A 26450-nucleotide genomic window follows, 5' to 3' on the forward strand; every position below is an offset into this window, starting at 1 on the left:
CCGGTACGAGGTCTCGTACCGGGCTCTTCTGTGACCAGGATTACACGAATTGGCCCATCGAAATGGACTAAACCATTCTTCTATTGGTTTAGTCCATTTCAGGATTTAGTTCTGGCTGATCCACTGGCCGGTGCCGGAATCGATCTTCGCCACTCCTTCGAGTGTTTCGGTGCCCGCGCCACCCCAGGCGGCGTCACCCGCGGGGTCGCCCGCGGCGTCGTTCGGAGTGCTCGCGAAGGCCGAGCCGATGTCCTCATTGACCACGCCGCTGCCGGTCTCGGTCCACTGACCGGGTCCAGTGTGCTCATAGGTCTTGGAGTTGCCGGAGGCGTCGGTCTCCACCGCGATGTCGGCCTTGCCATCGCCGTCCTTGTCGGTGAAGGCGATCGTGCGGCCGTCCTCCGTCTGGATGACGGCGGTGTCCGGGGTTCCGTCACCGTCGGTGTCGATGGTCGGCGGGCCGACCTCGACGTCGCCGCTCGGCATGTCGGCGTGCATGGTGCCGCTGGTGCCCGCGTCGCTGCCGCTGTCGTCGCTGCCGCCCGCCTCGACCCAGGCTCCGGAAGCCTCGTCGTAGACGGCCTCCTGGACGACCTTGCCGTTCTCGTCGAGCACCGCGTACTGGTCGGCGTCGCCGTCGCCGTCGGTGTCGACGAACGCCTGACCGGTGCCGTCCTCGTGCTGGATGACCGCGGCGTCGTTGACGCCGTCCTTGTCGAGGTCGTAGTTGAGCTCGGCCTGGTACTCCTCGCCGTCAACGTGGACCGTGACCGCCTCCGTGGAGCCCGCCTCGGTGTCCGTGCCGCCGCTCTCGTCGACCCACATGGGATAACCCCCTCGTTGACCTGCTGGTGTGTCGAAGCCTATGACTCACCGTAGGCCGGTTCGGTTCCGGTCCACAACACCGGCCACCCTGGTCAGGCGTCGCGAAGTGACCGAATGCGTCCGAGCAGGGCCTCGGCGCGGTCGCGGCCGTCGGAAACGTCCTTCAAGCGCTTCGCGACGATCGAGATCTTCTTCGCCCGTTCCTGCGCGCCCATCTTGATCGTCTTGTCGACTTCCTTCAGCTCCGCTTCGATCGCGTCGATGCGGCGGCCGAGGGCTTCGTCGAGCGCCATCGACAGCTGCTGTTCGGCTTCGATCAGCTGTTCCGCGACGAGCTGGTCCAACGTGGACCGCGCGTCGGCGATCGCCTCGACCAGCCACTGCTTCATGTGCTGCTTGTCCGACGCGTGCTTGCGGGTCCGCGCCATCCACCAGCCGGCGCCGAGGCCGATGATGATCGTCGCGGGCAGGATCACCGGGTTCAGGATCGCGACGCCCGCCAGCGGCAGCGCGGCGACCTTCCCGGCGCCGAGACCACCGGAAACCCCCATGAAGATGAGCAGTTTGTCCTCGGCCGTCGGCGGCTTCTTGTCCGGCGGGCGCAGGACGACCGGCGGGCCGCCCGCCCTGGCGAACTGACCCCGGATGATGTCGAGCTCTTCGGCCGAGAACAGCTCGGAGAGCGCGACGTTGGTGACCTGGTTGAGGCGCTGGGAGAGCAGCATCGAGATCCGCTGCGACGTCGTCTGCAGCGCGATGTCGACCTGCTGGGGCAGCGCGGCGAGCTCGTCGCGCTTCGAGCCGTCGATCAGCTGCCGGAAATGCGTCGACGCGTCACGCATCTGCCTGCTGGTCTCGTGCCCGACCTCGACCCGGGTCCGCTGGATCTCCGCGCGCAGTTTCAGCTGCCAGCCCCGCGTCGAGGACCGGCGTTCGGTGCTCAGGTCGTCGCGGCGCTGGCGCAGCTGCTCGGCCTCGGCCTCACCGGCGGACAGCGCACGGCTTTCGGCCTGCAGTTTCGCCTTGAGCTCGGCGAGCGCGCTCGACAGCGCGCGCAGGGTGTTGGCCTCGCCCAGCATCGCCGAGCGGCCGACCAGCAGCTCCTGCAGCGCGCCCTGCAGCGCGGCGATCCCGGCCTTCTCGCGCAGCATCATCGCCATCTGCTCGTTCGGGGCCTTGGCCGCCGTCTCGAACATGCGCGCGGACACCGGGTGGAACACCGCGTCGGCGAACCGGGGTGCGTGCTCGGCGAGCAGCCGCCGGTCGGCTTCGAGGACCTCGCGCCAGCCGCGGAACTGGTCGGTCTTGGTGAGCGCGAACAGCACGGTCTCGACGCGCTCGCCCATGTCGTGCAGGAATTGCAGCTCCTGCGCGGTGAACGGCGAAGAGGCGTCGACGACGAACAGCAGCGCGGTGGCGCCGGCGGCCGCCTCCTTCGCCAGCTCGCCGTGCATCGAGTCGAGCCCGCCGACGCCCGGCGTGTCCACAATGGATACACGTTCGAGCAGCGGGACCGGGCCGGAGACCTCGACGTAGCGCGGCGGGAGCTGGCCTTCGGGCAGCTCGTGCGCGGCCGAGACCCAGCGGATCAGGTCGTTGAGGTTGATCGGCACCGGCGCCAGCTGGCCCGGATAGCAGGCCTGCGCGGACCACTGCTCGGCGTGCTCGAAGACGAGGTAGGTCGCCGTGGCGACGTCGGCGTCCACAGGGGACAGTCCCGGCATGGACAGGAGCGCGTTCACCAGCGAGCTCTTGCCGCGGTTGGTCTCGCCGACCACCACGACCGACGGCTTCTTCGGCCGTGCCTTCCGGATGTCCTCGACCCATTTCGCGGCCTGCGGATCGGCTTCGCGGACGACGGTGAGCAGCTGTTCGCGCGTGCTCTTGACGAGGGCCGGGAGGTTGGCCGCCGCGCTCGGAGCGGTCACTGGGCCTTCTTCGCGTAGACGATGACGATCGGCGCGCGCAGGACCCGGTCGTGATCGGCGAACCCGACGACCTCGGTCTCCGCGACCAGGCCTTCGAGCGCCGGGTCCTCGGTGGCGACCGCGCCGCCCGCCTCGTGCACGGCCGGGTCGAACCGCTCGCCGTCCGGGCGCAGGGCACGGACGCCGATCCCGGCGAGACCGTGTTCGAGCCGCTCGACGACGCCGCCGCTGCGGGCGCGGTCGAGGGCGTACAGGCAGAGCTGGATCAGCGCCTGCCGGTCGGCGAGAGCCTGTTCGAGGTCGGCCGGACCCGTGGTCGTGGACTCCACATCCGGTTTCGACGCGGCTTCGGCGGCCTCGGTTCCCTCGGACGGCGAAGTCTCGCCGTCCGCTTCGGCGATGATCGCCGCGATGCTCACGGCCGAGATCTGGTTGGTCGGCACATCGTCAGGATTCTCCTCTTCGACCGCCTTCTTGCGCAGCCAGGCACCCACCGGATCGACCCCCGTAACTGGTGTCCCGGGCCGACCGATCAGCCCGGGGAGATTCCACCAGTGTCGGACACCCGGCCGCTCGCCGGGGGCGAATTCGGCAGAACGGGACGAAGGAATCTGGAGAGAAGCACCTTCAGCACCGCCAGTTCCGCGGCCGGATCGAGGTCCGGCTCCAGAATCACCCGGGAGAGTGGCGCGTCGATCATCGCGACGAGCCAGCTGGCGGCCGTCTTCGGGTCGAGGCCGGGGTCGATCCGGCCCGCTTCCACCGCCCGCTTCACCAGACCGATCAGGGCGTCACGCAAGGCGCGATCGTTGCCCTGGACGAGTTCGGCCAGCTCGGCGTCGCGGGCGCACTGTGCGGCGACCTCGAGGACGAGCTTGGCCGCCATCGGGTTCAGGAGCTGTTCGGACACGCTGAAGAGGACGTGGAGGATCGCCTCCCACGGATCTTCGATCTCGTGGGCGGCCGCGATCAGGGCCGCGGTCTCGTCGCCGTCCTGCTCGAAGATGCCGACGAACACCGCGCGCTTGTTCGGGAAGTAGTGGAACAGGCTGCCGGTGCTGATCCCCGCGGCGCGGCAGATCTCTGCCGTGGTGGTCTTCTCGAAGCCCTTCTCCGAGAAACACCAGGCGGCGGCGTCGAGGATGGTGCGGCGTTTCGCCTCGTGCTTGGCCGGGTCGACCGTCCTCATTTCACCGCCGGCGGTTCGGCGTGCCAGGGGTAGCCGTGCTCGGTGAAGGCCGCGGCGACGGCTTTGCGGTCGACGTCGCCCTTCTGCCGCGCCAGTTCCCGGCCGTCGGAGGCGAGCAGGACGAGCTCCTTGCCGTCGAGGAAGACGGCCTGGAGCTTGGCTTCGTAAGCGCGACTGCGGCCCTTGGTGGTGAGCGTGATGCGCGTCGGCGTCACCTTGACGATCAGCCGCTCGTGCGCCCAGACCGCGGCGAACGCCAGGCCGAGGACCAGGCCGACGCCGATCCCGGTGACGACGCCCCACGGGCCGGGCATGTCCGAGACGAGCTGGAACGGCCCCTTGAACGGGACCCAGCTCAGGGAGGCCACCCAGCCGGAGATCGACTGGAGGAACCAGCCGAGCCCGGCGCCCAGCAGCGGGCAGCCGACCCAGGAGGCCGTGCGCAGCCACTGGGGCTCGTCGACGATCGTTTCCATGGGGCCCATTATTAGACCGAGCGCTCGGTTTATCAAATCCTTCGCATTTAGTCGACTACTTGCCTGGACGCTTTCCGACGCCTGGCCACGGTCAGGGCAAGTAGTCGACTAAATGCGAAGGTAGTGCGGGGTCGTCAGGCCTGGGGTTCCCGGATCTGCTGCCAGATGAGGAAGTACGCCCGGTGCACGACGTGCGCGACGCGGCTCTGGGCGGGCGTCGCGCCGAAGGACGCGAAGGAGCGCCACCAGCCGGCGCGTTCCAGCGCGTGGGCGGCGAGGTCTGCCCGGGGAGCGCCCGGCTTGCCGAGCTGGGCGCCGATGTCGGCGCTGCTGCCGACCCGCAGGACCTCCTCGGACAGGTCCTCGGGCATGTCGACGGCGCCGGACGCGACCAGCGTGAGCGCTTCGAGCAGCCGGAGCTGGTGTGCCTCGGGCTTGGCGAGCAGGACTTCGATCGCGTCATGGACGCGCTGCCGTTCGGCCGGGTCGCCGGACGCGTGGGCCAGCGCGGTGACCGAGGCGAGCGCGGCGGCGGCCTTGATGCCGTCGGCGCGGGCGGCGAAGACGATGCTCAGCCGCTGGCGGACGGCTTCGAGACCGGAGGCGTCGAGCAGCTTCCGCCGCAGCGAGCCCGCGGTGATCTCCGGTTCGGCGCGGATCGCCTCGACGGCGTACCGGACGCCGAAGAGGTCCAGTTTCTCCAGCAGCCGCAGCCGCGTGCCCGCCGCGACGTCGCATTCCCAGCTGGTGAAGATGTCCGCCGAGATCAGCATGGTCTCGAGGATGTCGTCGTCCATCTCGGACAGCTGACGCAGCGCTTCGGCGTCGCCGGAGGTGAACCCGCCGGACTCGGCCGACTCCGCGATCAGCCCGATCACCGGGAGCACGTCCGCGACGCGGGGCTTCAGCGTCGAGGCCTGCTTCTCCGACAAGAGTGTCGCCGCCTTCCACACGTCGCCGCCGGAACCTTCGACCGACTCGGGCGCGATGGTGTCCGCCTTGTTGAGCACCGCGATCGCGTTGACCGGGCCGGCCTCGCGGCTCGCGGTCGCGGCGGTGAACGCGGCCAGCGCCTGCTGGTCATCGGCGCGCACGCCCTGTGTGACGACGTAGAGCACGGCCTCGGCACCCGCGACGGCGTTGCGCGAGGTGTCGTCCAGCTCGTCCGAACCCTCTTCGTCGTCCTCTTCGTCGTCGGGCTTGCGGTGCTTCGCCGCGCCCAGCAGCTGCTCGGTCCGCGACACCGAGGCGGCGTCGAGCGATCCGAGACCAGGGGTGTCGATGACGGTCATGCCCTGGAGGACCGCGTTGGTGAGGTACGCCTCGATATGCGACACCTGGTCGATGTCGATGCCCAGCTCGGCCGGGATCATCCCGTCGGCGGCGAAGGGCAGCACCTGCTTGCGGCCGTCGTTGAAGACGATCTCGACGCGGTCGACCGTGCCGTACTGGAACCGGGTCACCAGCCGGGTGCACTCGCCGACGTCGGTCGGCGCGACCCGGCGCCCGATCAGCGCGTTGACCAGTGTGGACTTACCCGATTTGATCCGGCCTGCGACGGCGACCTGAAGCGGTCCGCCCAGCCTGCGCAGCACCTCGGCGAACCCGGCGGCGGTGCGCGCGGAGACCTGGGGCTGCAGGCGGTGGCAGAGGTTCGCCACCGACATCGACAGCGGGCCGGCGAGACGGCCCTGTTCCGTCGCTGACGTCACGGCGCCCACACCCTCCCAGTCGTCGAGCAACCCGACCCGAATCGTGCCATGCCGCTCATCCTCGGGTCGCACCGAAGGTGGTACCGGCGACCGACGCGCGGACGGCGCGGGCCGACATAGTGTTACCAGGTGCGACGGTTGAGCCTCTGGATGCGTGCCCACCCCATGGCGGGGGACAGTCTCATCGCCGTCGTCCTGTTGCTGACCGACCTGCTGTTCTACGTGGCGGCGGTCGAGACGCCGGAAGTCCCGATGCCGCCCTGGTACGTGGTCGTTCCGCTGGACGTCGCGATGGTCGCCCCGCTGGTCTTCCGGCGGAAGGCACCGTTGTGGTCGGCGTATCTGCTGCTGCTGATCGGCATCCCGCACGGGGCGCTGGAACTGGGCGCGGCCAGCGCGTTCGCGCTGGTCATCAGCATCTACTCGGTGCTGGTCTACGTGGGACGCAAACAGGGGCTGCTGTACCTGCTGGCGACCTTCGTCGTCTCCGGGGTCCAGATGTGGATCGACCCGCCGGAGGACATGTGGGTGCTGGTGATCATCGGCGTCTTCTCCGCCGCGCTGTGCTGGACGCTCGGCGAGTTCGCGGGCGCGAGGCGCGCCTATCACGAGGAGGTGGAAGCCAGGTTGCATCTACTTGAGACGGAACGGGACCAGGCGACCAGGATCGCCGTCGGTGAGGAACGCGGACGGATCGCCCGTGAGCTGCACGACGTCGTGGCGCACGCGGTGAGCGTGATGGTCGTGCAGGCCGACGGCGCGTCCTACGCGGTCGACGGGAATCCCGAGATGGCGAAACGGGCCTTGCAGACGATTTCGGAGACCGGCCGCGGCGCGCTCGCCGAACTGCGGCGGCTGCTGGACGTGCTCCGCAGTGACGGTGACGACGAGCCGCGCGTGCCACAGCCGGACGCCAGCGCGCTGACCGACCTCGCGGACCGGATCCGCCAGGCGGGGGTGCCGGTGACCTTGGCGATCGGTTCCGACGCGCTGGAAGGGCTGCCGGCCGGTGTCTCCCTCGGGGTGTACCGGATCGTGCAGGAGTCGTTGACGAACACGCTGAAGCACGCCGGACAGGGCGCGCAGGCGGAGGTGCTGGTGCGGCGGGAGAAGGACGTGATCGACGTCCGGGTCACCGACGACGGCGCCGGCCGCGCGAAGCAGCTGGTGCCCGCCGCCACGAAGACGGCGGCGCAGACTGCGCCGCCGAGGAAGCTCGCCGTCCCGGGCGGGAACGGATTGATCGGAATGAAGGAACGGGCGAACGTCTTCGGCGGCACGCTGGAGGTCGGGCCCGCTCCCGGTGGAGGGTGGCAGGTGCACGCGAGGCTCCCGGTTAGGTTGGCGACGTGATACGGGTGGTGGTCGTCGACGACCAGGAATTGATGCGCGTCGGGTTCCGGATGGTCCTGGGCGCGCAGGCCGACATCGACGTCGTCGGCGAGGCGGGTGACGGCGCGCAGGCCATCCGCCTGGCGGAGGAACTGCGGCCCGACGTCGTGCTGATGGACGTCCGGATGCCGGTGCTGGACGGGGTCGAGGCGACGAAGCGGATCGTCGAGGCCGGGACGGCGCGGGTGCTCGTGATGACGACGTTCGACCTGGACGAGTACGTCTATTCGGCGCTGCAGGGCGGGGCGAGCGGGTTCCTGCTGAAGGACACGCAGCCGGATCACCTGGTGTCGGCGCTGCGGGCGGTCGCTTCGGGCGACGCCGTGGTCTCGCCTTCGGTGACCAGGCGGCTGCTCGACCGGTTCGTCGGCGGCGGCGGGAAGCCGATGCGGGACGCGGCCGAGCTCGACGTCCTCACCGAGCGGGAGCGGGAGGTGCTCGTGCTGATCGCGAAGGGCCTCTCGAACCTGGAGATCGCCGAGACGCTGTTCCTGTCCGAGGCGACGGTGAAGACGCACGTCGGGCGGATCCTGTCCAAGCTCGATCTGCGGGATCGGGTGCAGGCCGTGGTGCTCGCCTACGAGACCGGGCTGGCGCGTCCCGGGGTGAGCTGAAACCCGCCGGAGAAAAGTGGTCATTCGGTGAGCACTTTGCGATGGATCCTTCTCTTCGAAGCCACTAACCGAGGAGTTGGAAATGCTGCGAGGTCTCACCACCACCACGTTCTACGCCGACGACCTGGGCGCCGCGATCGAGTGGTACTCGGACCTGTTCGGGATCGAGCCGTACTTCGTCCGCAACGGCCCTGACGAGAAGCCGGCGTACGCGGAGTTCCGGATCGGCGACTACCAGCACGAGTTCGGCCTGGTCCGCGGCGACTACCGGCCGCCGCTGGCCCAGCCCGGCCCCGGCGGGGCCATCGCGAACTGGGCCGTCGACGACGTCGAGGACGCCTTCGCGAAGCTGCTCGACAAGGGCGCGAAGGAGTACGAGCCGATCATCGAGCGCGGTCCGGGCTTCGTGACCGCGGCCGTCGTCGATCCGTTCGGCAACGTCCTCGGCGTGATGTTCAACCAGCACTACCTGGACGTGCTGGCCGGAAAGAAGTAGCGCTGCGCCACCCCGCAATTAGTCGGCTACTTGCCCTGACCGCGTTCGCGCGCCGCAAGGCGACCAGGCAAGTAGCCGACTGATTGCGTCGGTTCAGGGGTCGGTCTCAGCGGTAGAGCGAGTGGTCGGCCGTCGCCGTGTCCTTGCCCGTTTCCCGGACTTCGGCCATCCACTTGCCGAAGTCGGGGCGCGAGCCGTCGACGTCGGTCAGGCCGTACTCGTTCATCAGCGTCCACGACGCCAGCGTCTTGCCCGCGAACCGCGAGACCTCCGGGTCGGTCACCAGCTTCGCGACACCCCGCCCGAGCAACGCCGGGGTCTCCGAGATGGCGAAGTCGACCGGGGCGGCCTTGCCCACCGCGTCACGCCAGTTCTCCTCGGTGATCCCGAAGTAGTCGAGCATCGCCTCCGACCGCAGGAAACCCGGCGTGACGGTCATGCCGACGCAGTCGTACTTCTTCAGTTCGGCGCCGAGTGCCCGGCCGATCGCCCGGATGGCGCATTTCGCGAGGAAGTACGGGATTCCCGCGCCGACGTACTCGTCGTGGTCGCCGTCGGTGACCTCGATGACGAGTCCGCCCTCCTTCCGGACGACCAGCGGCAGCAGCCGGTGCAACGCGATCAGGTGCGTGTCGATCGCGTTGTGCACCAGCGAGAGCGCGTCGTCGAGACTGGAGTCCCAGTACGCCCCGTCGAAGTCCGCGAACTGGTCGCCACCCCAGACGTCGTCGACCAGGACGTCGATCCGGCCGTCCACCTCGGACTCGATCCGCGCCTTCAGCGCGTCCACATCGGACACTTCGGTGAAGTCGGTGCGGACGGGGATCCCCCGGCCACCCGCCGCGTCGACGAGTTCCGCGGTGTCCTCGATCGTCTCCGACCGCTTCATCGGCGACTGCCGGTCCCTCGTCGTGCGGCCGGTGACGAACACCGTCCAGCCGAGCCTGCCCAGTTCCACCGCGATCGCCCGGCCACATCCTCGCGTCGCCCCCGTGACGACGGCCACTTTCCGGTCCATTCAGGACACTCCTTTCCACGCGGTCAGCACCGCGTCCACGTCTTGCCCCAGCCGGTCGACGATCCGGCCCTTCGGCCGGATCGACCAATCCAGCGCGGCCCCGTTCGCCACCCCCAGCAGCACCCGCGCCGCACGGACGACCCCCGGCGCGCCCGGCAGGTCACGCGCCGCGACCCGCATCAGCCGCCGCAATTCCGCTTCCACCGCGGTGAAATGGTCACCGAGCAGGGCGCGGAGGTCCGGATCGCCGATGTCCACCCCCAGTTGCCCGAGATGGTTCGCCGCGGTTTCCGCCGTCCCCAGGCCCTCGTAGATCACGACGACCGCCGCGCGCAGGGCCTCCACGGGATCGGCCAGTTCGCCGCATTCCCGCATCAGCCCCACGACCGACTGCGTGTTCAACCGGCTCAGCGCCTGGAGGAGGCCGCTTTTCGAACCGAACCGCTGGGCGACGGTGCCGACCGCGACGCCGGCTTCCGTAGCCACCTGGGCCAGCGTGAAACCGGGTCCGACCTTGCCGATCACGGTCCCCGCCGCTTCCAGCAGTCGCTCGTCGGTGATGGTGCGAGGCCTCGCCATACGATTATTGAACCATGGTTCATTAACCCTGGCGATTCAGGGTCACTCTCAGGGGTGTCACCGATCGCGTACGCCGTCCGGAGACGGCAAGCTACTTCTCAGGTCGGGTACCAGGTTGGCACCTCAGGATGACGCGCTCGGCCACCCACATGGACGACGATTGTTCTCGCAGTCGCCGAGGGGAGCAGACATGATCGAGGCAGCTGGCCTCACCAAGCGGTACGGCAAGACACTGGCGGTGAACAACCTGTCCTTCTCCGTCGCGAGCGGGAAGGTCACCGGTTTTCTCGGCCCCAACGGGGCGGGCAAGTCGACGACCATGCGGATGATCCTCGGCCTGGACAATCCGACCTCGGGTCAGGTGCGCATCGGCGGCAAGCAGTACCGCGAGCTGAAGGAGCCGCTGCGGACGGTCGGCGCGCTGCTGGACGCCAAGTGGGTGCACCCCAACCGGTCGGCGCGGGCGCATCTGCAGTGGATGGCGAGGTCCAACAACATCCCGGCGAACCGGGTCGACGAGGTGCTCGAGATCGTCGGGCTCACCAGCGTCGCCGGGAAGCGCGCCGGCGGGTTCTCCCTCGGCATGTCGCAGCGACTGGGGATCGCGGCGGCGCTGCTGGGCGACCCGGAGGTCCTCCTCTTCGACGAGCCGGTCAACGGCCTCGACCCCGAGGGCATCCTCTGGATCCGCAAGTTCATGCACCGGCTGGCCGACGACGGCCGCACGGTGTTCGTTTCCTCGCACCTCCTCTCGGAGATGGCGCTGACCGCGAGCCAGCTGATCGTGATCGGCAAGGGACAGCTGATCTCCCAGTCCTCCACCGAGGACTTCGTGGCCCGGGCCGCCGAGAACACGGTCAAGGTCCGGTCGCCGCAACTGCCCGAGCTGCGCTCCGCGCTGACGCAGGCGAGCGCCCAGGTCACCGACGAGGACCGCGCGATCGTCGTGTCCGGTTTGGACAGTGCCAAGATCGGCGAGATCGCCGCGGCCAACCGGATCGTGCTGCACGAGCTCAGCCCGCAGACCGGCTCCCTGGAGCAGGCCTTCATGCAGATCACCGGCGATTCGGTCGAGTACCACACCGGTCTCGAAGCCGAAGCCGCCGAAGTGGTCTCCGCCGCCCAGTAGCCGTTCACTCTTTTCGAAAACACTGTTGAGGAAAGAAAAGCCATGACTCTGCTCGCTGTGGAACGCATCAAGCTGTTCACCACACGCTCACCCTGGTGGTGCGCGCTGATCACCCTCGCGGTCGTGATCGGCTTCGCCGCCATCTTCGCCGGGGCCGCCCCGGCGGGTGAATTCACCGACGTCTCGAACTCCCAGTTCGGCTACGTCTTCGGCATGACCGTGATCATGGTGCTGGCGGCGCTTTCGGTGACCACCGAATACCGCTTCGGCACCATCCGCACCACCTTCCAGGCCGTGCCGAATCGCAAGTCGGCGCTGCTCGCGAAGACCGGCGTCGTCGCGCTGCTCTCGCTCGTGATCGGCGAGATCGCCGCGTTCGCCGCCTGGGGCCTCGCCTCGGTCATGCGGCCGGAAGACCTCATGCTGAACACCACCGCGGAGTGGATCAGCGTCGCCGGGGTCGGCGTCGTGTTCGCGCTCGCCTCGGTGATCGCGGTCGCCGTCGGCATCCTGATCCGGCAGAGCGCCGGCGCCATCTCGCTCCTGCTGATCTACACCCTCGCGGTGGAGAACCTGATCCAGCTCATCCCGAAGATCGGCAAGGACATCTACGACTGGATGCCGTTCCACGTCGCGGACAGGTTCCTCAACGGTTCGGGTCCCGCCGCCGCGGACGCGCCGTTGAGCCAGGGCGGCTCGCTGGCCTACTTCGCCGGTTTCGCACTGGTGATGCTGGTCATCTCGCTGGTCGTCGCCGACAAGCGCGACGCGTAAGAACTTCCACAGGGGAGAAGCCGGACGTCCGCTCGGGGGAGCAGGGCGTCCGGCCGGGGAGAAAAAGGGGAACAAGGACCGGGCCGCCTGTCGGGGGGCAGCCCGGTCCTTTCCCCGTTGGTAATGTCGGAATCCACCTGGCGGGAGGGTCGATGATCGAGGCCACTGGACTCACGAAGCGTTACGGCGACAAGCTCGCCGTGGACGAACTTACGTTCACCGCCGAGGCGGGACGGGTGACCGGGTTCCTCGGCCCCAACGGGGCGGGCAAGTCCACCACCATGCGGATGATGCTCGGGCTCGACAGCCCGACGTCGGGCTCGGTGACCATCGACGGCAAGCCCTACCGCGAGCTGCGTGATCCACTTCGGATGGTCGGCGGCATGATCGACGCCACCTGGCGGCACCCCGGCCGCACCGCCCGCGAGCACCTCCGGTGGATCGCCGCGACCAACGGCCTGCCGGACAAGCGGGTCGACGAGGTGCTCCGCCTGGTCGGGCTGGACTCGGTCGCCCGCAAACGGGCCGGGCAGTTCTCGCTCGGGATGTCGCAGCGGCTCGGGATCGCCACGGCCCTGCTGGGCGACCCGCGGGTGCTGCTGTTCGACGAGCCGGTCAACGGTCTCGACCCCGAGGGCATCGTGTGGATCCGGCGGCTGATGCACGCGCTCGCCGCCGAAGGCCGCACCGTGTTCGTGTCCAGCCACCTGCTGCCGGAAATGGCGCAGACCGCGCAGGACCTCGTCGTGATCGGCCGGGGGAAGCTGATCTACCAGGGCACGATGAAGGACTTCGTCGGCCGCGCGAAGGGTCTCGGCGTGCGGGTCCGCAGCCCGCACCTGCCCGAGCTCCGGACGGCGCTGACCGAGAAGGGCGCCGAGTTCCGCGAGGAGGACGGCGCGCTCATCGTGTCCGAAATGGACAGTGACGACATCGGCGAGCTCGCGTTCGCCGCGGGCGCGACGCTGCACGAACTGCACCCGCTCACCGGCTCGCTCGAACAGGCGTACATGCAACTCACCGCCGAGGCCGTCGAATACGGCGCCGGCGTCCCGGAGGTGGCCCGATGAGCACGGCGAACCTGCTCCGCGCGGAGCGGATCAAGCTGCTGAGCACGCGCGCGCCCTGGTGGTGCGCCGCCATCGCGGTGGTCATCGCGATCGGCTACACCGCGCTGTTCTTCGGTCTGGTTCCGCTGGAGGGTCAGGCGACCGTCTCCGCCACGCAGACGGCCAGCGCCATGGGCCGGACCGTGGTGCTCGTCCTCGCCATCCTCGCGGCGGCGACCGAGTTCAACTGGGGCACGATGAGGCTCACCTTCCAGGCGGTGCCGTCGCGGGTGCCCGCGCTGCTGGCGAAGGGTGCCGTCGTCGGGGTGTTCTCGGGGCTGATCGGCCTGCTCGTGGGCTTCTGCTCGTGGGGGATCGCGTATCTGATCAAACCGGCCGCCGACCTGGGCCTGGCTTCGGGCGCCGACTGGCGCGCGGTGGCGGGGCAGGGGCTGACCTTCCTGCTGACCGGCCTCCTCGGTGTCGGTCTCGGGCTACTGTTCCGCAGCCCCGCGTTCGCCCTCGTGTTCGCGCTGGCCTGGACACAGTTGATCGAGGGGCTCGTCATCCTGATTCCGCGCGTGGGCGATGACCTCTATCAGTGGATGCCGTTCGTCGCCGCGAATCAGTTCGCCGGACCGGATCTGACGGTTTCGATGTTGAAACTCGAGCCACCCCTGGGCCCGTGGGGATATTTGGCTTATTTCGGCGGCATCTGCGTGATTGTTTATGCGGCCGGACTGATGATCACCCATCGAAGGGATGCGTGAGCTTTTACCGCGGCCAAAGGAGTTAAGTCCACGTTAAGAGCCTGTGGCTTCTCTCACAGGAAGCGGACATACTGTTCCTGACCGGGCGATGCTCGGGACGAGCCGCATTTCGGCTCTCGGCCCCGGAGGTGATCCTTGACGGTGGATTCCGGTCAGGGAGTGGAACGCACGATCCCGAAAGCCCGTACTGAAAGCACGCGACCACGGCTCGAGCCCATGCTCGACCTCGAATGGTCCCAAGCGATCGAACTACCCCGAACGGTGGCGTCGGCGACCAGGCCGTCCGATATCCGCCGTGCCTGGGTGCACCGCGCACCCGAAGATCTCGTTGTCGCGCTGTACCGCGCGTCCAGTGGAATGCACGGTGAAATCCCCGCACCGTGGTGGCTTCGCGCCGTCGTGGAAGGAAGGCTCGAATCGCGGGAACTCGGTTTCCGCATCGAAGATCGTATCTCCGGTCTGCTCGGCAGGCGTCCCGGTTGGGAATTCGTCCCGTGGGCCGCGGACGGGGAATCCGGCTACTGGGAGTTCATGCCTTCCGAACGCGGGACTTCCGGGCATTCGATCCCGACCACCGTGCTGAACACCAGCCGCCACGACGGCTGGATCGACGTTCTCCCCGCCCATTCCAGTACGACGCCGCCGCCGATCGCGGTCGCCGGATTCGCCGGCCTGCGCTCGCGGCTGGGGGAGTTCGAAGCGGTGAGGTAACCCCCGCGTTTAATGGGCGGGTGGAAAACGAGGACCAGCCACGGATGCGCAGCGTGGTCAGCTATGTCAAACGCGGCGGCCGGATGACCGTCGGGCAGCAGCGAGCCTGGAACGATCTCTGGCCGTCGCTCGGCCGCACGGTCGGCGAGTTGCCCGAAGGCACGGTGGATTTCGACGACTGGTTCGGCAGGCAGGCCCCGGTCATGGTGGAGATCGGCTCGGGGATGGGCGAGACCACTTCCCAGCTCGCGGCCGCCGCGCCGGAACTCAACTACGTCGCGGTCGAGGTGTACGACCCGGGTCTCGGGCAGCTGATGCTGCGCGCGGAGAAGCTCGGGGTGGAGAACCTGCGGCTGGTGCACGGTGACGCCGTCGTCCTGCTCACCTCGCACGTCGAGCCGGGTTCGCTGGCCGGGGTCCGGCTGTTCTTCCCGGACCCGTGGCCGAAGAAGCGGCACCACAAGCGGCGGATCGTGCAGCCGGAGTTCGTCTCGCTGGTGGCGTCGCGACTCGCGCCGGGCGGGACCTTCCACATGGCGACCGACTGGGAGAACTACGCGGAGCAGATGATGGAGGTCTGCTCGGCCGAGCCGCTCCTGCGCAACCGGTACGCCGAAGAGCCGGGCGGCTGGGCGCCGCGTCCGGAGTGGCGCCCGATCACGAAGTTCGAGAACCGCGCCGACGTCGAAGGCCGGATCTCGCACGACCTGATCTTCGAACGCGTCTGAGCTTTCTGTGAACGCCTGAAAGGGCCGGTCAGGACGTCCCCACGTCCTGACCGGCCCTTTCTTGACACCCCCGTGCCTTGGGATGCCCCCTGCGCATCCCCGGTGCCCGTTCATCCATCCCCCGACAGAGGGATGACCGGGCACCCGGCTCGTGGATGGTTACCTCCGACTCCATCCACGAGACCTGCTCGCCCCGGCGCCATGACGCCGTTCGGGCGAACCTTTTACTCGTCGGCCAACGGCTCCGACTGCACCCGCTTGAGGGCCGGGGTCGAGATGGATGCCCCGAGCATCGCCACCCCGATTCCCAGCACCACGGGCGCCAGCAGCCACGGGCTCAGCACGATCCCGTCCTTTTCGACCAGGCTGTAGAGCCCGATGCCGACTCCGACCCCGACCGCACCCGCGCCGATGGTGGCCACCATCGCGGGCAGGGCCGCTTCCATCCGCAGCGCCCTCGCCAGCACCCGGACCGGTGTCCCGGCCGCGATGAGCGCCCCGAAGGTGCGGCGGCGGTCCATCACCGAACCGGCGGTCGCGACGGCCGCGCTGCAGCCGGCGAGCACCCCGGCGGCGATCAGGCCGATCACGGTGACCCGGCGCAGGTCGCCGAGTTCCTGCTGCTGGCCGATCAGGTGCAGGCCGCGGCTGCCGACCTCCTGGCCGGGGGCGGCCCCGACCAGCGCGGTTCGCACGACCTCGCCGTTCTGCGGCGTCGTCGGCACGATCACGTCGAACCTTTCCGGCGTGACCCCCGCGGGGACCAGGGCCGGGTCGATGACGATCGTGCCGTAGGTGTCCTCGTCACTGGACGGGAAGAGGTGCACCGGCGCCGTCGGATTCAGCGGCGTACCGGACTTGTCGTAGTCGTTCGTCACGCTGTAGGCCGCCGGGTCGAGGCTGGTCCGGCTGTAGATCGCGGGACCGGGCTGGCAGGAGCCGCCGATGTTCACCCGGAGCAGCTTCGCGGCGTCCTCGCAGGTCATCACGAAGGCGCGGCTCAGCGACTGGGAGCGGGTCCCCGCCTCGCCGGTGGACAGGTAGACCTGGCCGACCGGGACGGCCTTGTCGGCGATCCCGTTGCGGGCGAGGGACGCGTTGGTGTCGTCGGCGATCCGCTGTGCCTGGGTCGCGTCGGATTCGGCGTAGAGGACGTTGTCCTTGAAGGTCCGTCCGCCACCCGCCATCGACTCGAACGAGGGCAGCAGCGTGAGCGCCATCGAGCCGGTGAACACCGCGAGCACGACACCCGCCGTGGCGCGGTACGCGCTCTTCGGGTCGTCGCGGAGCCTGCGCCCGGCGAGCAGCGACGCGGGTTTGCGCCAGATCCGGACGAACGTGCCGCCGACCGCCGAGGTGACCCACGGTCCGATGATCGCGGCCGACCCGACCAGCAGGAACAACCCGAGCATCACCATCGGCAGGCTGGCGTTGTCCTGGGTGACCGCGAAGAGGAAGAAGGCACCGGCCACGGGGACCGCGAGCAGCCGCCACCAGTGCAGCGGCTTGCGAGCGTGGGCCGACGCCGCGAACAACGGCGTCTTCAGCACGCGGCGGATACCGAGGACGCCGGCGAAGACGACCAGCAGCGGGATCGCGATGGCGACCGCGATGGTCGAGCCGAGCGAAAGGCTGAAGTCCGACGCGAGCCAGGTTCCGCCGCCCCACGGGACGAACGTCGAGAGGCCTTGGAGCGCCGGTGCCACGAGGATGCCCAGTAAGGCGCCGACCACCGCTGACAACGCCGTCTCGGCGGCGACGATCTTCGTCACCTGCCCCGGGGTCGCCCCGGCCAGCCGCAGCGCCGCCATCCGCAGCTCACGCCGGGCGGCGGTGAGCCTGGCCGAGGACGCGACGAGCACCAGGCTCGGCACGAGCAGGACGATCACGCCGACCCAGGCGAGCAGTTCGAGCATCGGGTCGGGCTTCGCCTGCTTGTTGGGGAAGCCGTCCGCGGCGAGCGCCGTCTTCGGCATCGTCTCCGGGGTGTGGCCGACCACGGCGACCAGCTGTTCCGGATACATCAGCGAGTCGGGTCCGAGCGCGTCGACGAGTTTGCCGAACCGGTCCCCGAGCTGGGCCTGGGGCGCCGACTGGATCAGTTTCCCGAGTTCGGGGGAAACGATCGCCTCGCCGGGTCCGGGCAGCTTCGGGATGCCCGGCGGCAGGCTGAGGATCGGCGAGTTACCGGTCTGGGCGATGTCGACGCGGATGATCTCGCGGTCGCCCGAGTAGTCCTTGTTGGCCGCCATCAGCAGCGGCGCCGGACGCTGGCTCTCCCCGGACTGGGAGTAGTAGCTCCCGATGTCCTGCCAGATCGCGCGCTGTGAGCGGGCCTGCGTGGCACCCGGGAGGGAGGCCAGCAGGAGCACCAGACTGGTCGCGACGGCGACCCCGACCGCGGTGAGGATGGCCGACGTGCGGGTCCGGCGGTCGACCCGGAGCACCCGCATGGCCAGCTGGAAGCTGTTCATCAGGCGGCCAACCTCGTCGCGATCAGGCCGTCGCGGATGGAAACCGTGCGCGGCATGGCTTCGGCGAGTTCGCGGTCGTGGGTCACCACGATCACCGCGGCGCCGCTGTCGGCGGCCGCCGCGAGCAGCGCGTCCATGGTGGCGCGGCCGGTGCGGGTGTCGAGCGCGCCGGTCGGCTCGTCGGCGAAGATCACCTTCGGCCGGTGCGTCAGCGCCCGTGCGATCGCGACGCGCTGCGCCTCACCGCCGGAAAGCTCACCGGGACGGCGCTTTTCCTTGCCCGCCAGGCCGAGCTTCCCCAGCCATTCGCGGCCGGCTTCGATGGATTCCTTGCGGCCCTTGCCACCCAGCAGGGACGGCAGCGCGACGTTCTCTTCGGCGCTCAGTTCGGCGACGAGCATCCCGGACTGGAACACGAAACCGAACTCGGTGCGGCGCAGTTCGCTGCGCTTGCGCTCGTTGAGCTGGTCGACCCGCTGCCCGGCCAGGAAGATCTGCCCGGCGTCGGCGCGGAGAATCCCGGCGAGCACGTGCAGCAGGGAGGTCTTGCCCGAGCCGGAGGGCCCGACGATGGCGACCGCGTCACCCGCCTGGATGTCGATGTCGATCCCGGCCAGCGCGTGCTGCGTGCCGTACCGCTTCACGAGTCCACGTCCGGCGAGTACCGGCTGGCCTGTCCACTGTGGATCTACCACCGTGATTCTCCCTAGTCAGTCACTTGTGTTCCGCTTCGGGGAAGAGCTTCGCGGTGAACCACCTGTGTCCACTTCGGGCAGACGGCCAGTGCTGATCACACCCGCATCGGCCGATCGGCCGAGGAGGCTCGGGCCGGTCGGCCAAGGTGCGGACGGTGGCGGATCCTCTACCGTCACGGTGTGACAGCAGGTCCATCCCAGAACAAGTTCTACGCACGGGCGAGCGCGCTCGCGCGCCGCATCGGCATGCCCGCGGTGATCCTGCTGGCCGCGTTCGCTTTCGACCTGGCCTTCATCACCGACGCCGCGTTCGACGACGCCGGCCCCCGGTTCATCGACCTCCTGCTGTTCCCCGGCATCTTCGGGATGGTGTTCTGCGCGCTCTGGGCGCAGAAACGGGCCGCTGTCGCCGCCGTCGCCGCCTCGGTCGTGCTGGTGGCCTACACGCTGGTCGTCCGGTACTTCAACATCCCGACCTATTCGAGCGTGCTCGCGAACCTGTCCATCACCGAAGTGGTGGCGGGGGTGGAGATCCTGTTCTACGCCGCGCGCCGGACGCGGCCGGGTGTCGCGTTCGCGGTGATCTCCGGCTTGGTGCTGGCCACCCTGACCGCGGTGTCCGGCCGGTACATGGAAGGGCTGTCGGGCGGCACCATGGCGCAGGCGATGCTGTTCGGCGGCATCCTGCTGGGCGGCACGCTGGTCTTCGCGATCCCCGGGCGCGACCGCATGACGAGTCCGAAGCGCTACGAGAAGCTGCAGAAGCTCAACAAGCTGGTGATGGGCCAGTGGCCGCTCATCGGCATGCTGAGCATCGCGCTCATCCTGGAATTCAGCTTCACCTACGCCAGCGGGGCGCACGGCCTGCCCATCCTGGTCTGCTCGATCATCGCCGCGGTCATCGCCGTCGCGGCGCCGCGGCGACCGGCCGACGCGATGGTCGCGCTCACCGCGGTCCTGCTGCTCTCGGCGCTGGTGACGCCGTTCCTCCGGCTGCGCTACAACTACCCGACGCCCGGCGGAGTGCCGGGGACGCAGGTCGTCGCGGGCATGGGCGCGATCGTCACGCTGGTCCGCGCGGTCGGGCTGGGCAAGGCCACGTCACGGCTCGCGGCGCTGACCGGGGTGGTGATGGTCGCCTGCGTGCTCAACACCCAGCGGCCGAATCCGCGGCTCATGACCAACCCGGACGACATCGCGGGGTTCGCGATCGCGGGTCTGCTGCTGCTCGGTATCTCGGTGGCGGTCGGCCTGGCGCTGCGGTCGCGGGATTCGGAGCGGACGCAGGTCATCCAGTCGGCGATCACCGACGCGCAGACGTCGGAGCGGATGGCGCTGGCGCGGGAGCTGCACGACGTCGTCGCCCACCACGTCACCGGGATCGTGGTGCAGGCGCAGGCGGCGAAGATGATGGGCGAGAAGAATCCGCAGGTCGCGGTCGAGGCGATGGGCCGGATCGAGGACGCCGGGGTGGAGGCGCTCGCGGCGATGCGGCGGCTCGTGCGGAGCATGCGCGGCGACGCCCCGGCCGGGAGCAGCGAGTTCAGCGAGCAGGCGACCACCGATCTCGCGGCGGATCTGCGGTCGCTGATCGAACGGTCGAACCACGGCGTGAAGACGTCGATGAAGCTCGAACTGCCGCCGAACGTGCCGCACGAGGTCGGGCGGTCGGCGTTGCGGCTGGTGCAGGAGTCGCTGACGAACATCGGCAAGCACGCGGCCGGGGCGAAGGAGGCGCTGGTGATCGCCGAGGTGACCGAGGCGGAACTGCACCTCCAGGTGACCGACGACGGACGCGAGCCCCAGCGTCGTCCGGCCGGTGGGTCGGGCGGCTACGGTCTGATCGGCATGCGCGAACGGGTCGCCCTGCTGCACGGCCGGCTCTCCGCCGGGCGGGCGCCGGGCGGCGGATGGCGCGTCGAAGCGTGGCTACCACTTGAAGGAGAAGAGTGATCCGGGTATTGATCGCCGACGACCAGGACATGGTGCGGATCGGCTTCCGGATGATCCTGGACGCGCAGGACGACATCGAGGTGGTCGCCGACGTGGCGGACGGCGTCTCGGCGGTCGCGAAGGCGCGCGAACTGCGGCCGGACGTCTGCCTGCTGGACATCCGCATGCCGGGGATCGACGGACTCGAGGTCACCAAGCAGCTGGCGGGCCCGGACGTGGCCGATCCGCTGAAAGTGGTGGTGGTCACGACGTTCGATCTGGACGAGTACGTGCACACCGCGCTGCGGAACGGCGCGAGCGGGTTCCTGCTGAAGGACGCGGGCCCGGCGCTGCTGATCGAAGCGGTGCGCGCGGCCGCGCGCGGGGACGCGCTGGTGTCGCCGCAGATCACCGTCCGGCTGCTGAAGCATTTCGACGGCGGCGCGGTGAAACGCGAGGTCGTCCCGCCTTCGGAGCCGCTGACCGCGCGGGAGCTGGACGTGGTCAAGGCGGCCGCGAAGGGGCTGACGAACACCGAGATCGGGGCCGAGCTGTTCCTTTCGCTGTCGACGGTGAAGACGCATCTGGCGTCGGTGCAGGGCAAGGTGGGTGCGCGGAACCGGGTGGAGATCGCGGCATGGGCGTGGCGTAGCGGGGTCGTCGACTGAAAGTAAGCTCCGGTCATGCAACGCCGTTTCCACGCTCCTGTCGTTCTGCCCGCCGACCCCGCTTGCTCGTTGCTGCGTGACGCCGTGGTCGACGTGGACGAGGCGGGCCGCGTCACCCATGTCGGTCCCGCGTCCGAGGCTCCCGAAACGTCCGCTCCCGTGACCCGGTTGAGCGGTCTTCTCCTGCCCGGTCTGGTCAACGCGCACGCGCACAGCCCGATGACGCTGCTGCGCGGGATGGGCGGCGACCTGCCGCTGCTGCGCTGGCTGACCGAGATCATCTGGCCCGCCGAGGCGAAGCTGAAGCCCGCCGACATCCGCACCGGCATGGTGCTGGGCTCGGTCGAAATGCTGCGGCACGGTGTCACGACCAGCGCGGAGATGTACTTCGAAGGCGAACAGCTCGCCGACGCGGTGCTCACCACCGGTGGCCGCGTGATCCTGGGCCCGCCGATCATGGAACTGCCGGGGATGGACTGGCGCGCGATGCTGAAGGGCGTCGAACGCTGGATCGACACCGACGGTCTCCGGTTCGGCCCCGGCGAGCGGATCGAGGTCGGCTACGGGCCGCACTCGGCGTACATGCTGAACGAAGAGGCGCTGCGCGCGACCGCGGAATCGGCGGCCGAACGCGGCGCGCTGGTGCAGATCCACGTGGCCGAGGCGGCACTCGAAGACGTCAAGCAGCGTGAAGAGCACGGTTCGGTGCCCGCGCTGCTGGAGAAGGTCGGGATGCTGCGGGGCCGGACGCTGGCCGCGCACGCCATCCACCTGTCCGACGAGGACATCGCGCTGTTCGCGGCGCGCGGGGTCGGGATGGCGCACTGCCCCGGCTCGAACGCGAAGCTCGCTTCGGGCATCGCGCGGGTCACTGAGCTGCGGAAGGCGGGCGTCGCCATCGGGCTCGGCACGGACGGCCCGGCGTCGAACGACGACATCGACCTGTGGGAAGAGCTGCAGCTCTCGGCGATGTTCGCGCGGCTCGCGACCGGCGACTCGACCGTGCTGACCGCGGCCGACGCCTTCCTGCTCGGCACCCGCGGCGGCGCCGACGCGCTGGGCCGGACCGACATCGGCGCGCTGGAACCCGGCCGGTGGGCGGACATGGTGCACGTCGACCTCGACGACCCGGCCTTCGCCGCCGGCCTCGACGTCCCGGACGAGCAACTGCTCTCGAACCTGGTGTGGGCCGCCGGCTCGCGCCGCGTGCGCGACGTGTGGGTGGCGGGCGAACAGGTCGTCGGTGACGGCGAATCCCTGCGAGTCGACCGCGCGAAAGTGCAGGCCGAGGTCGCCGACACCTCCGCACGCCTGCGCTCTTAACTCACCTACGCAAGCCCCCCGCCCATCCCAGGGGGCGGCCCCGAGGCCAGTCTATCGGGGGTTGGGGGCGGGTCCCGGGGGAAAGCGCTGGTGGGGGCGGGGTTGTGCACAACGGTGAGGGGCTGTGGACAACTGGCGTCCCGAAGGTGTCAGTGCCCCCAATGTGGCATTGGGGACGTTGAGTGTCCCCAATGCCACATTGGGGGCGTGCTGATCAAGACAGCGCGAGCTAGACCAGGCCGCGGGGGCGGAGGGTCACCTCGGTCGGGTGCGCATCGCCGGTCGCGGAGACGGCGGAGAGCACAGCGGACGCGACGGACTCGGGGCGCAGGAAGCGTTCCGGTTCGTAGGCGCGGCCCTCGTCGGCGATGATCGCCTGCTGCATTTCGGTGTCCGTACGGCCGGGGTAGATAGACGTCACCCGCAGCGTCGACTCCTCCTCCCGCAGCGCGTCGGCGAAGGCGCGGACCGCGAACTTGCTCGCCGCGTAGGGACCCCAGCCCGGACGCGCGTTCTGCCCGGCACCCGAGTTGATCACCACGACGTGCCCCTTCGCGGCGCGAAGCGCGGGCAGGAGCTGCCTGGTCAGCGTGACGACGCCGAGCACGTTGACCTCGAAGTTCGCCCGCCAGTCGGCGTCCGTGGTGGCCTCGATCGTGCCGAGCCGCGCGACGCCCGCCGAGTGCACCAGCACGTCCAGTTCGCCGAATTCGGCGGTCGCCGCTTCCAGCGCCTCGGCATCGGTCAGGTCGACCGGCCACGCCCGGGCGCCGGGCAGCGTGCCCGCCAGTTCACCGAGCGCGTCGGCGTCGCGGCCGCCGAGCAGCAACCGGTGCGTGGGAGCGAGCGCGCGGGCGACCGCGGCGCCGATACCGCGGGTGGCGCCGGTGACGAGAGCGAGGGGAAGATCAGCCATGCCGCCACGCTAGCCACCGCAGACGACCGGCGACGTCGCCACCCGGGGGAATCGCACGGAGCCGCGCGTGAACGACCCGATGAGGTTGTCCGCGAACCGTCCGGCCGTCAGCGGATCCCGCACCGACACGTCGATCGCGACGATCTCCGGGCAGTCGAGCGCCGACCGCGCGGCCGCGACGTCGGCGGCGCGGGCCGGGCCGCCCTCGGCGATCGGGAGCCGCGCCGAATTCGCCAGTTCCCACACCGCGGGCAGCCACTTCTGATGACCGGGCCTGCCGTCGGGAAGCGCCGTCGAATGCGCGGCGAGCGGGTTGGCGAGGCCGTAACCGTCACGCAGCCGCATGTCGAGCGGGATCAGCAAGCCGAGCGCGCCCATGCTGTCCGCGGCGACGGTCACGTACGGCCGATCCGTCGGGTACGCGTACCAGCGCCTGGTCGCGTAGTCCTGGACCAGCACCGCCGGGCCGTCGACACCGTGGATGGCGTCCAGCGTCGACGGCATCAACGGATGGCCGGCGTAATCCTCGGCCAGGATCGGATACTCGTGCCCCGTCGACCTCGACCAATACGACCGCTCGTCGGTGATGCCGACGGCACGCGGCTGGGTGGAGTACGGCGGGCGAAGCGACCCGGCGGCCACGAACGCCCAGATCCCGACGCCCACCAGAAAAACCGTGGTCAGCCTCGTCACCGGCAGGGCCAGCACGGGCAGCAGCAGGCAGAACAGCGCCGGAAGCAGCATGCGCCCGTGCATGAAATCCCCGCCGACCCTGGTCACGTACGCCGCGAGGAGCACCGCGCCGACGACCGGGACCGCGGTGAGCACCGCGAAGGTTTTGTCCACAGTGGACGCGACGGTGACGACGGCGGCCGCGAGGAACACCAGCGGGAGCCAGAGCCAGTACGGCTGGACGAGGTCGACGAGGTACGCCCAGCCACGGGCCCAGTTCGCCTCCGACGCCTCCTTGACCAACGCGGTGTTCGGCGTGAGCAGACCGTAGTAGCCCATCCGGAACACCTGATACGCCAACGGGAGCACGGCCGCCACGGCCAGCAGGCCCACCGCGCGGCGAAGTCCCGGTCGCGAGAGCACGAGCAGCGCCGCCAAGGCGACCGCGCTGAAGAGCGCGAGATCCGGCCGCACCAATGGCCCCAACCCGGCGACCAGGGCGACCGGCCAGGTGCGCAGATCATCCATTGTGGACGAATGGCGGACGAGGAGCCACCAGGTACCGCCCAACCACAACGTGATCAGGCCGGTCTCCAGCCCGGACGTCGCGAAGTCGCGGAACGGCGGCAGCGCGCAGACGACCAGTGCCCCGGCGGGCGCGAGCCCGTGGAACGCCAGCGGCTGGTAGAGCCGCCGCGCGCCGTCCAGGCCGAAGAACAGTCCGGCGACCGAGAAGACCAGCCCGGTCACCACGGAGATCCATTCCAGCGGCACGCCCGGGATCAGCCCGAGGACACTCAGCACCGCCGTCCACAAAGGACTGGTGTTGGTCTCGACCCGCTCGCCGATGTTGAACACCGGCCCGTTGCCCGCGAGGATCTGGCGGACCGTCCGCAGCACGATCAGCCCGTCGTCGCTCATCCAGCGGCGGCGCCAGGCAAGGTCGGCGTAGACCATCAGCACCAGGCCGAACCCGAACCACGTCCAGGTCGACGGCCGCCGGAACCAGGCGCGCGAAGGCCAGTCGGGCGTGTTCTCGCCCGTGGTCGTGTTCGTCTGCGTCATGGCTCCGCCCGGCTCGGTTGCGTGCGAAGGAGATCAGGCCCTCGGCCCGCGAGTCAAACCGCGCGGGCGGACAGACAGGCCTGGGGTCGCTGCCTCCCTTCCATGGCCAGCCGCGCGGTGACCTCGAAACCCGCCTGACCGAGCAGGTCGGCGATCCTGCCGGGTTCCAGCAGGTAGGCGTCGTAGGTGACCGGGTGGCCATACGCCGTCTCCGGGCTCAGCCGCTCGTCGCCGACGTGGAATCCGACCAGCAGGCGACCGCCGGGCGCGAGCGTACGGCGGAACTCCGCGAAGACCGCCGGAAGGAGCTCGGGCGGCAAATGGAAGATCGACCACCAGGCGACGAGCCCGCCCAGCTCGCCGTCGGGGAGGTCGAGGGCGGTCATCGAACCTACGGAGAACCGCAGGTCAGGGTACTGACGACGAGCGATCTCGACCATTTTCGGCGACAAGTCGACACCGGCGACGTCGAGACCGAGCGACGCCAGGTAGGCGGTGACATGGCCCGGCCCGCAACCGACGTCGACGACCGGGCCGCGCGCCTGCTCGGCGAACGCGGCCAGCATCGCGCGGCCGATCGGCTCCTGGTCGAAGAGCTGTCCGACCCGGACCGCGTAGTCCTCGGCGACGGTGTCGTAGGACTCGCGGGTGGCATCGAGATGGGAGGTCACGGTGGGCGACGCTAGCGCCACCCACCGACAATAAAGGACGTCATCTCGAGGTGACGTCCTTTATTTCCCGTAGTGATACCGGCAGGCAGCGAATCTGATTTCACCCTCGGCGACCTTGTAGACGAGTCGGTGCTCGTCCGTGATCCGGCGCGACCAGTAGCCCTGGAACCCATGTTTCAACGGTTCAGGTTTCCCGATGCCTTCATTGCCGTTGCGCACGACATCCTTGATGAGGTCATTGATGCGCTTGAGCACCTTCCGGTCCTGGGTTTGCCACCAGAGGTAGTCCTCCCAGGCGTTTTCGTCCCAGATCAGCTTCATTCAACGAGTTCGTGCTGTGTTCCGCCGCCCGACTCCAGTCGCTCGATCGCGGTGATCAATCGCCGCGCGTTCTCCGGGCTGCGGAGCAGGTACGCGGTCTCCTTGAGCGACTGATAATCGTCCAGGGACACGATCACGACGGGCTCATGCCCGGCGCGGGTGATCACGACCTCTTCCCGGTCGTTGACCACCGAGTCGAGCGTCTCGGCGTACTTCGCTCGAGACTCGGAGTAGCTCATGGTCTTCACTAGCACCCTCCCTTCGACGTACAGAATATTGTACGTCGAAGGAGTGATAGTCACAAGGGTGCCGGTTAGGCCGTG

27 protein-coding genes are annotated in these 26450 nt (G+C 69.3%); 12 read left to right on the forward strand and 15 right to left on the reverse strand.

Annotated elements, in window-relative coordinates:
• Positions 1 to 105: 105 nt before the first annotated feature.
• The 6 genes from IE302_RS17940 to IE302_RS17965 form a co-directional block, all read right to left on the reverse strand.
• Positions 106 to 825: a DUF6802 family protein gene (locus IE302_RS17940; protein ID WP_191255685.1), complete on the reverse strand. Its 720-nt coding sequence runs from the start codon at positions 823 to 825 to the stop codon at positions 106 to 108.
• A 92-nt stretch (positions 826 to 917) separates the two neighbouring features.
• Positions 918 to 2753, reverse strand: a complete 1836-nt coding sequence (locus IE302_RS17945) for a dynamin family protein (protein WP_191255686.1) — start codon at positions 2751 to 2753, stop codon at positions 918 to 920.
• The gene (gene grpE / locus IE302_RS17950) at positions 2750 to 3247 is read right to left on the reverse strand and encodes a nucleotide exchange factor GrpE (protein ID WP_191255687.1); all 498 of its coding nucleotides are present in this window, start codon (positions 3245 to 3247) and stop codon (positions 2750 to 2752) included. Before grpE ends, IE302_RS17945 begins: the two co-directional genes overlap by 4 nt.
• A gap of 38 nt (positions 3248 to 3285) precedes the next feature.
• Positions 3286 to 3942: a TetR/AcrR family transcriptional regulator gene (locus IE302_RS17955; RefSeq protein ID WP_191255688.1), complete on the reverse strand. Its 657-nt coding sequence runs from the start codon at positions 3940 to 3942 to the stop codon at positions 3286 to 3288.
• Positions 3939 to 4418 (reverse strand): YqeB family protein, encoded by a 480-nt coding sequence (locus IE302_RS17960; RefSeq protein WP_191255689.1) that lies wholly within the window; start codon positions 4416 to 4418, stop codon positions 3939 to 3941. Before IE302_RS17960 ends, IE302_RS17955 begins: the two co-directional genes overlap by 4 nt.
• A 134-nt stretch (positions 4419 to 4552) precedes the next feature.
• The gene (locus tag IE302_RS17965; RefSeq protein ID WP_191256268.1) at positions 4553 to 6085 is read right to left on the reverse strand and encodes a dynamin family protein; all 1533 of its coding nucleotides are present in this window, start codon (positions 6083 to 6085) and stop codon (positions 4553 to 4555) included.
• A 195-nt stretch (positions 6086 to 6280) separates the two neighbouring features.
• Here IE302_RS17965 and IE302_RS17970 point away from each other — a divergent pair, with 195 nt between their 5' ends.
• From IE302_RS17970 to IE302_RS17980, 3 genes are all read left to right on the forward strand, one after another.
• A complete protein-coding gene (locus IE302_RS17970; RefSeq protein ID WP_444541943.1) occupies positions 6281 to 7483 on the forward strand; it encodes a sensor histidine kinase in 1203 nt (400 codons plus the stop codon).
• Entirely contained in the window at positions 7480 to 8136 is a 657-nt protein-coding gene (locus tag IE302_RS17975) for a response regulator (protein WP_037307422.1), read from the forward strand. Before IE302_RS17970 ends, IE302_RS17975 begins: the two co-directional genes overlap by 4 nt.
• A gap of 82 nt (positions 8137 to 8218) precedes the next feature.
• Complete coding sequence (locus IE302_RS17980) at positions 8219 to 8632, forward strand: VOC family protein (RefSeq protein ID WP_191255690.1); 414 nt, start codon at positions 8219 to 8221, stop codon at positions 8630 to 8632.
• A 106-nt stretch (positions 8633 to 8738) separates the two neighbouring features.
• Here the strand turns inward: IE302_RS17980 and IE302_RS17985 are convergent, their stop codons facing one another.
• Both IE302_RS17985 and IE302_RS17990 read right to left on the reverse strand, forming a co-directional pair.
• Complete coding sequence (locus IE302_RS17985; protein ID WP_191255691.1) at positions 8739 to 9650, reverse strand: SDR family NAD(P)-dependent oxidoreductase; 912 nt, start codon at positions 9648 to 9650, stop codon at positions 8739 to 8741.
• Positions 9651 to 10229, reverse strand: a complete 579-nt coding sequence (locus tag IE302_RS17990; protein WP_191255692.1) for a TetR/AcrR family transcriptional regulator — start codon at positions 10227 to 10229, stop codon at positions 9651 to 9653. It lies immediately after the preceding gene.
• 190 nt (positions 10230 to 10419) lie between these two features.
• On the opposite strand from IE302_RS17990, the gene IE302_RS17995 reads away from it, so the two are divergent.
• The 6 genes from IE302_RS17995 (at position 10420) to trmB (ending at position 15390) form a co-directional block, all read left to right on the forward strand.
• Positions 10420 to 11358: an ABC transporter ATP-binding protein gene (locus IE302_RS17995; RefSeq protein WP_191255693.1), complete on the forward strand. Its 939-nt coding sequence runs from the start codon at positions 10420 to 10422 to the stop codon at positions 11356 to 11358.
• Positions 11359 to 11400: 42 nt separating this feature from the next.
• A complete protein-coding gene (locus IE302_RS18000) occupies positions 11401 to 12132 on the forward strand; it encodes an ABC transporter permease (protein ID WP_191255694.1) in 732 nt (243 codons plus the stop codon).
• A gap of 152 nt (positions 12133 to 12284) precedes the next feature.
• On the forward strand, positions 12285 to 13202 hold the full coding sequence (locus IE302_RS18005) for an ABC transporter ATP-binding protein (RefSeq protein ID WP_191255695.1): 918 nt from the start codon (positions 12285 to 12287) through the stop codon (positions 13200 to 13202).
• Complete coding sequence (locus tag IE302_RS18010; protein WP_191255696.1) at positions 13199 to 13951, forward strand: hypothetical protein; 753 nt, start codon at positions 13199 to 13201, stop codon at positions 13949 to 13951. Before IE302_RS18005 ends, IE302_RS18010 begins: the two co-directional genes overlap by 4 nt.
• A 159-nt stretch (positions 13952 to 14110) precedes the next feature.
• Positions 14111 to 14662 (forward strand): hypothetical protein, encoded by a 552-nt coding sequence (locus IE302_RS18015; protein ID WP_191256270.1) that lies wholly within the window; start codon positions 14111 to 14113, stop codon positions 14660 to 14662.
• A gap of 44 nt (positions 14663 to 14706) precedes the next feature.
• Positions 14707 to 15390, forward strand: a complete 684-nt coding sequence (gene trmB, locus IE302_RS18020) for a tRNA (guanosine(46)-N7)-methyltransferase TrmB (RefSeq protein WP_229907884.1) — start codon at positions 14707 to 14709, stop codon at positions 15388 to 15390.
• A 224-nt stretch (positions 15391 to 15614) separates the two neighbouring features.
• Here trmB and IE302_RS18025 read toward each other — a convergent pair whose 3' ends face one another.
• Both IE302_RS18025 and IE302_RS18030 read right to left on the reverse strand, forming a co-directional pair.
• Positions 15615 to 17864 carry an FtsX-like permease family protein gene (locus IE302_RS18025; protein WP_191255698.1) on the reverse strand — a complete coding sequence of 750 codons (2250 nt, stop codon included), beginning with the start codon at positions 17862 to 17864 and terminating at the stop codon, positions 15615 to 15617.
• Positions 17864 to 18559 (reverse strand): ABC transporter ATP-binding protein, encoded by a 696-nt coding sequence (locus tag IE302_RS18030; RefSeq protein WP_191255699.1) that lies wholly within the window; start codon positions 18557 to 18559, stop codon positions 17864 to 17866. Before IE302_RS18030 ends, IE302_RS18025 begins: the two co-directional genes overlap by 1 nt.
• Before the next feature lie 180 nt (positions 18560 to 18739).
• On the opposite strand from IE302_RS18030, the gene IE302_RS18035 reads away from it, so the two are divergent.
• The 3 genes from IE302_RS18035 to IE302_RS18045 are packed head-to-tail and all read left to right on the forward strand — an operon-like array spanning position 18740 to position 22482.
• Entirely contained in the window at positions 18740 to 20512 is a 1773-nt protein-coding gene (locus IE302_RS18035) for a sensor histidine kinase (RefSeq protein ID WP_191255700.1), read from the forward strand.
• Positions 20509 to 21159, forward strand: a complete 651-nt coding sequence (locus tag IE302_RS18040; RefSeq protein WP_191255701.1) for a response regulator — start codon at positions 20509 to 20511, stop codon at positions 21157 to 21159. The genes IE302_RS18035 and IE302_RS18040 overlap by 4 nt, the downstream gene beginning before the upstream one ends.
• Positions 21160 to 21174: 15 nt before the next feature.
• Complete coding sequence (locus IE302_RS18045; RefSeq protein ID WP_191255702.1) at positions 21175 to 22482, forward strand: amidohydrolase family protein; 1308 nt, start codon at positions 21175 to 21177, stop codon at positions 22480 to 22482.
• Positions 22483 to 22711: 229 nt separating this feature from the next.
• Here the strand turns inward: IE302_RS18045 and IE302_RS18050 are convergent, their stop codons facing one another.
• Genes IE302_RS18050 through IE302_RS18070 form a run of 5 tightly spaced genes read right to left on the reverse strand, consistent with a single transcriptional unit; the run spans position 22712 to position 26366 of the window.
• A complete protein-coding gene (locus IE302_RS18050; RefSeq protein WP_191255703.1) occupies positions 22712 to 23398 on the reverse strand; it encodes an SDR family oxidoreductase in 687 nt (228 codons plus the stop codon).
• A gap of 9 nt (positions 23399 to 23407) precedes the next feature.
• On the reverse strand, positions 23408 to 25135 hold the full coding sequence (locus IE302_RS18055) for an arabinofuranosyltransferase AftB family protein (protein ID WP_191255704.1): 1728 nt from the start codon (positions 25133 to 25135) through the stop codon (positions 23408 to 23410).
• A 53-nt stretch (positions 25136 to 25188) separates the two neighbouring features.
• Positions 25189 to 25806 carry a class I SAM-dependent DNA methyltransferase gene (locus IE302_RS18060; RefSeq protein ID WP_191255705.1) on the reverse strand — a complete coding sequence of 206 codons (618 nt, stop codon included), beginning with the start codon at positions 25804 to 25806 and terminating at the stop codon, positions 25189 to 25191.
• A 60-nt stretch (positions 25807 to 25866) separates the two neighbouring features.
• Positions 25867 to 26127, reverse strand: a complete 261-nt coding sequence (locus tag IE302_RS18065) for a Txe/YoeB family addiction module toxin (RefSeq protein ID WP_191255706.1) — start codon at positions 26125 to 26127, stop codon at positions 25867 to 25869.
• A complete protein-coding gene (locus IE302_RS18070; RefSeq protein WP_229907886.1) occupies positions 26124 to 26366 on the reverse strand; it encodes a type II toxin-antitoxin system Phd/YefM family antitoxin in 243 nt (80 codons plus the stop codon). The genes IE302_RS18065 and IE302_RS18070 overlap by 4 nt, the downstream gene beginning before the upstream one ends.
• Between the last annotated feature and the right edge of the window lie 84 nt (positions 26367 to 26450).

The organism is Amycolatopsis oliviviridis, from assembly GCF_014654365.1.
Taxonomy (GTDB): domain Bacteria; phylum Actinomycetota; class Actinomycetes; order Mycobacteriales; family Pseudonocardiaceae; genus Amycolatopsis; species Amycolatopsis oliviviridis.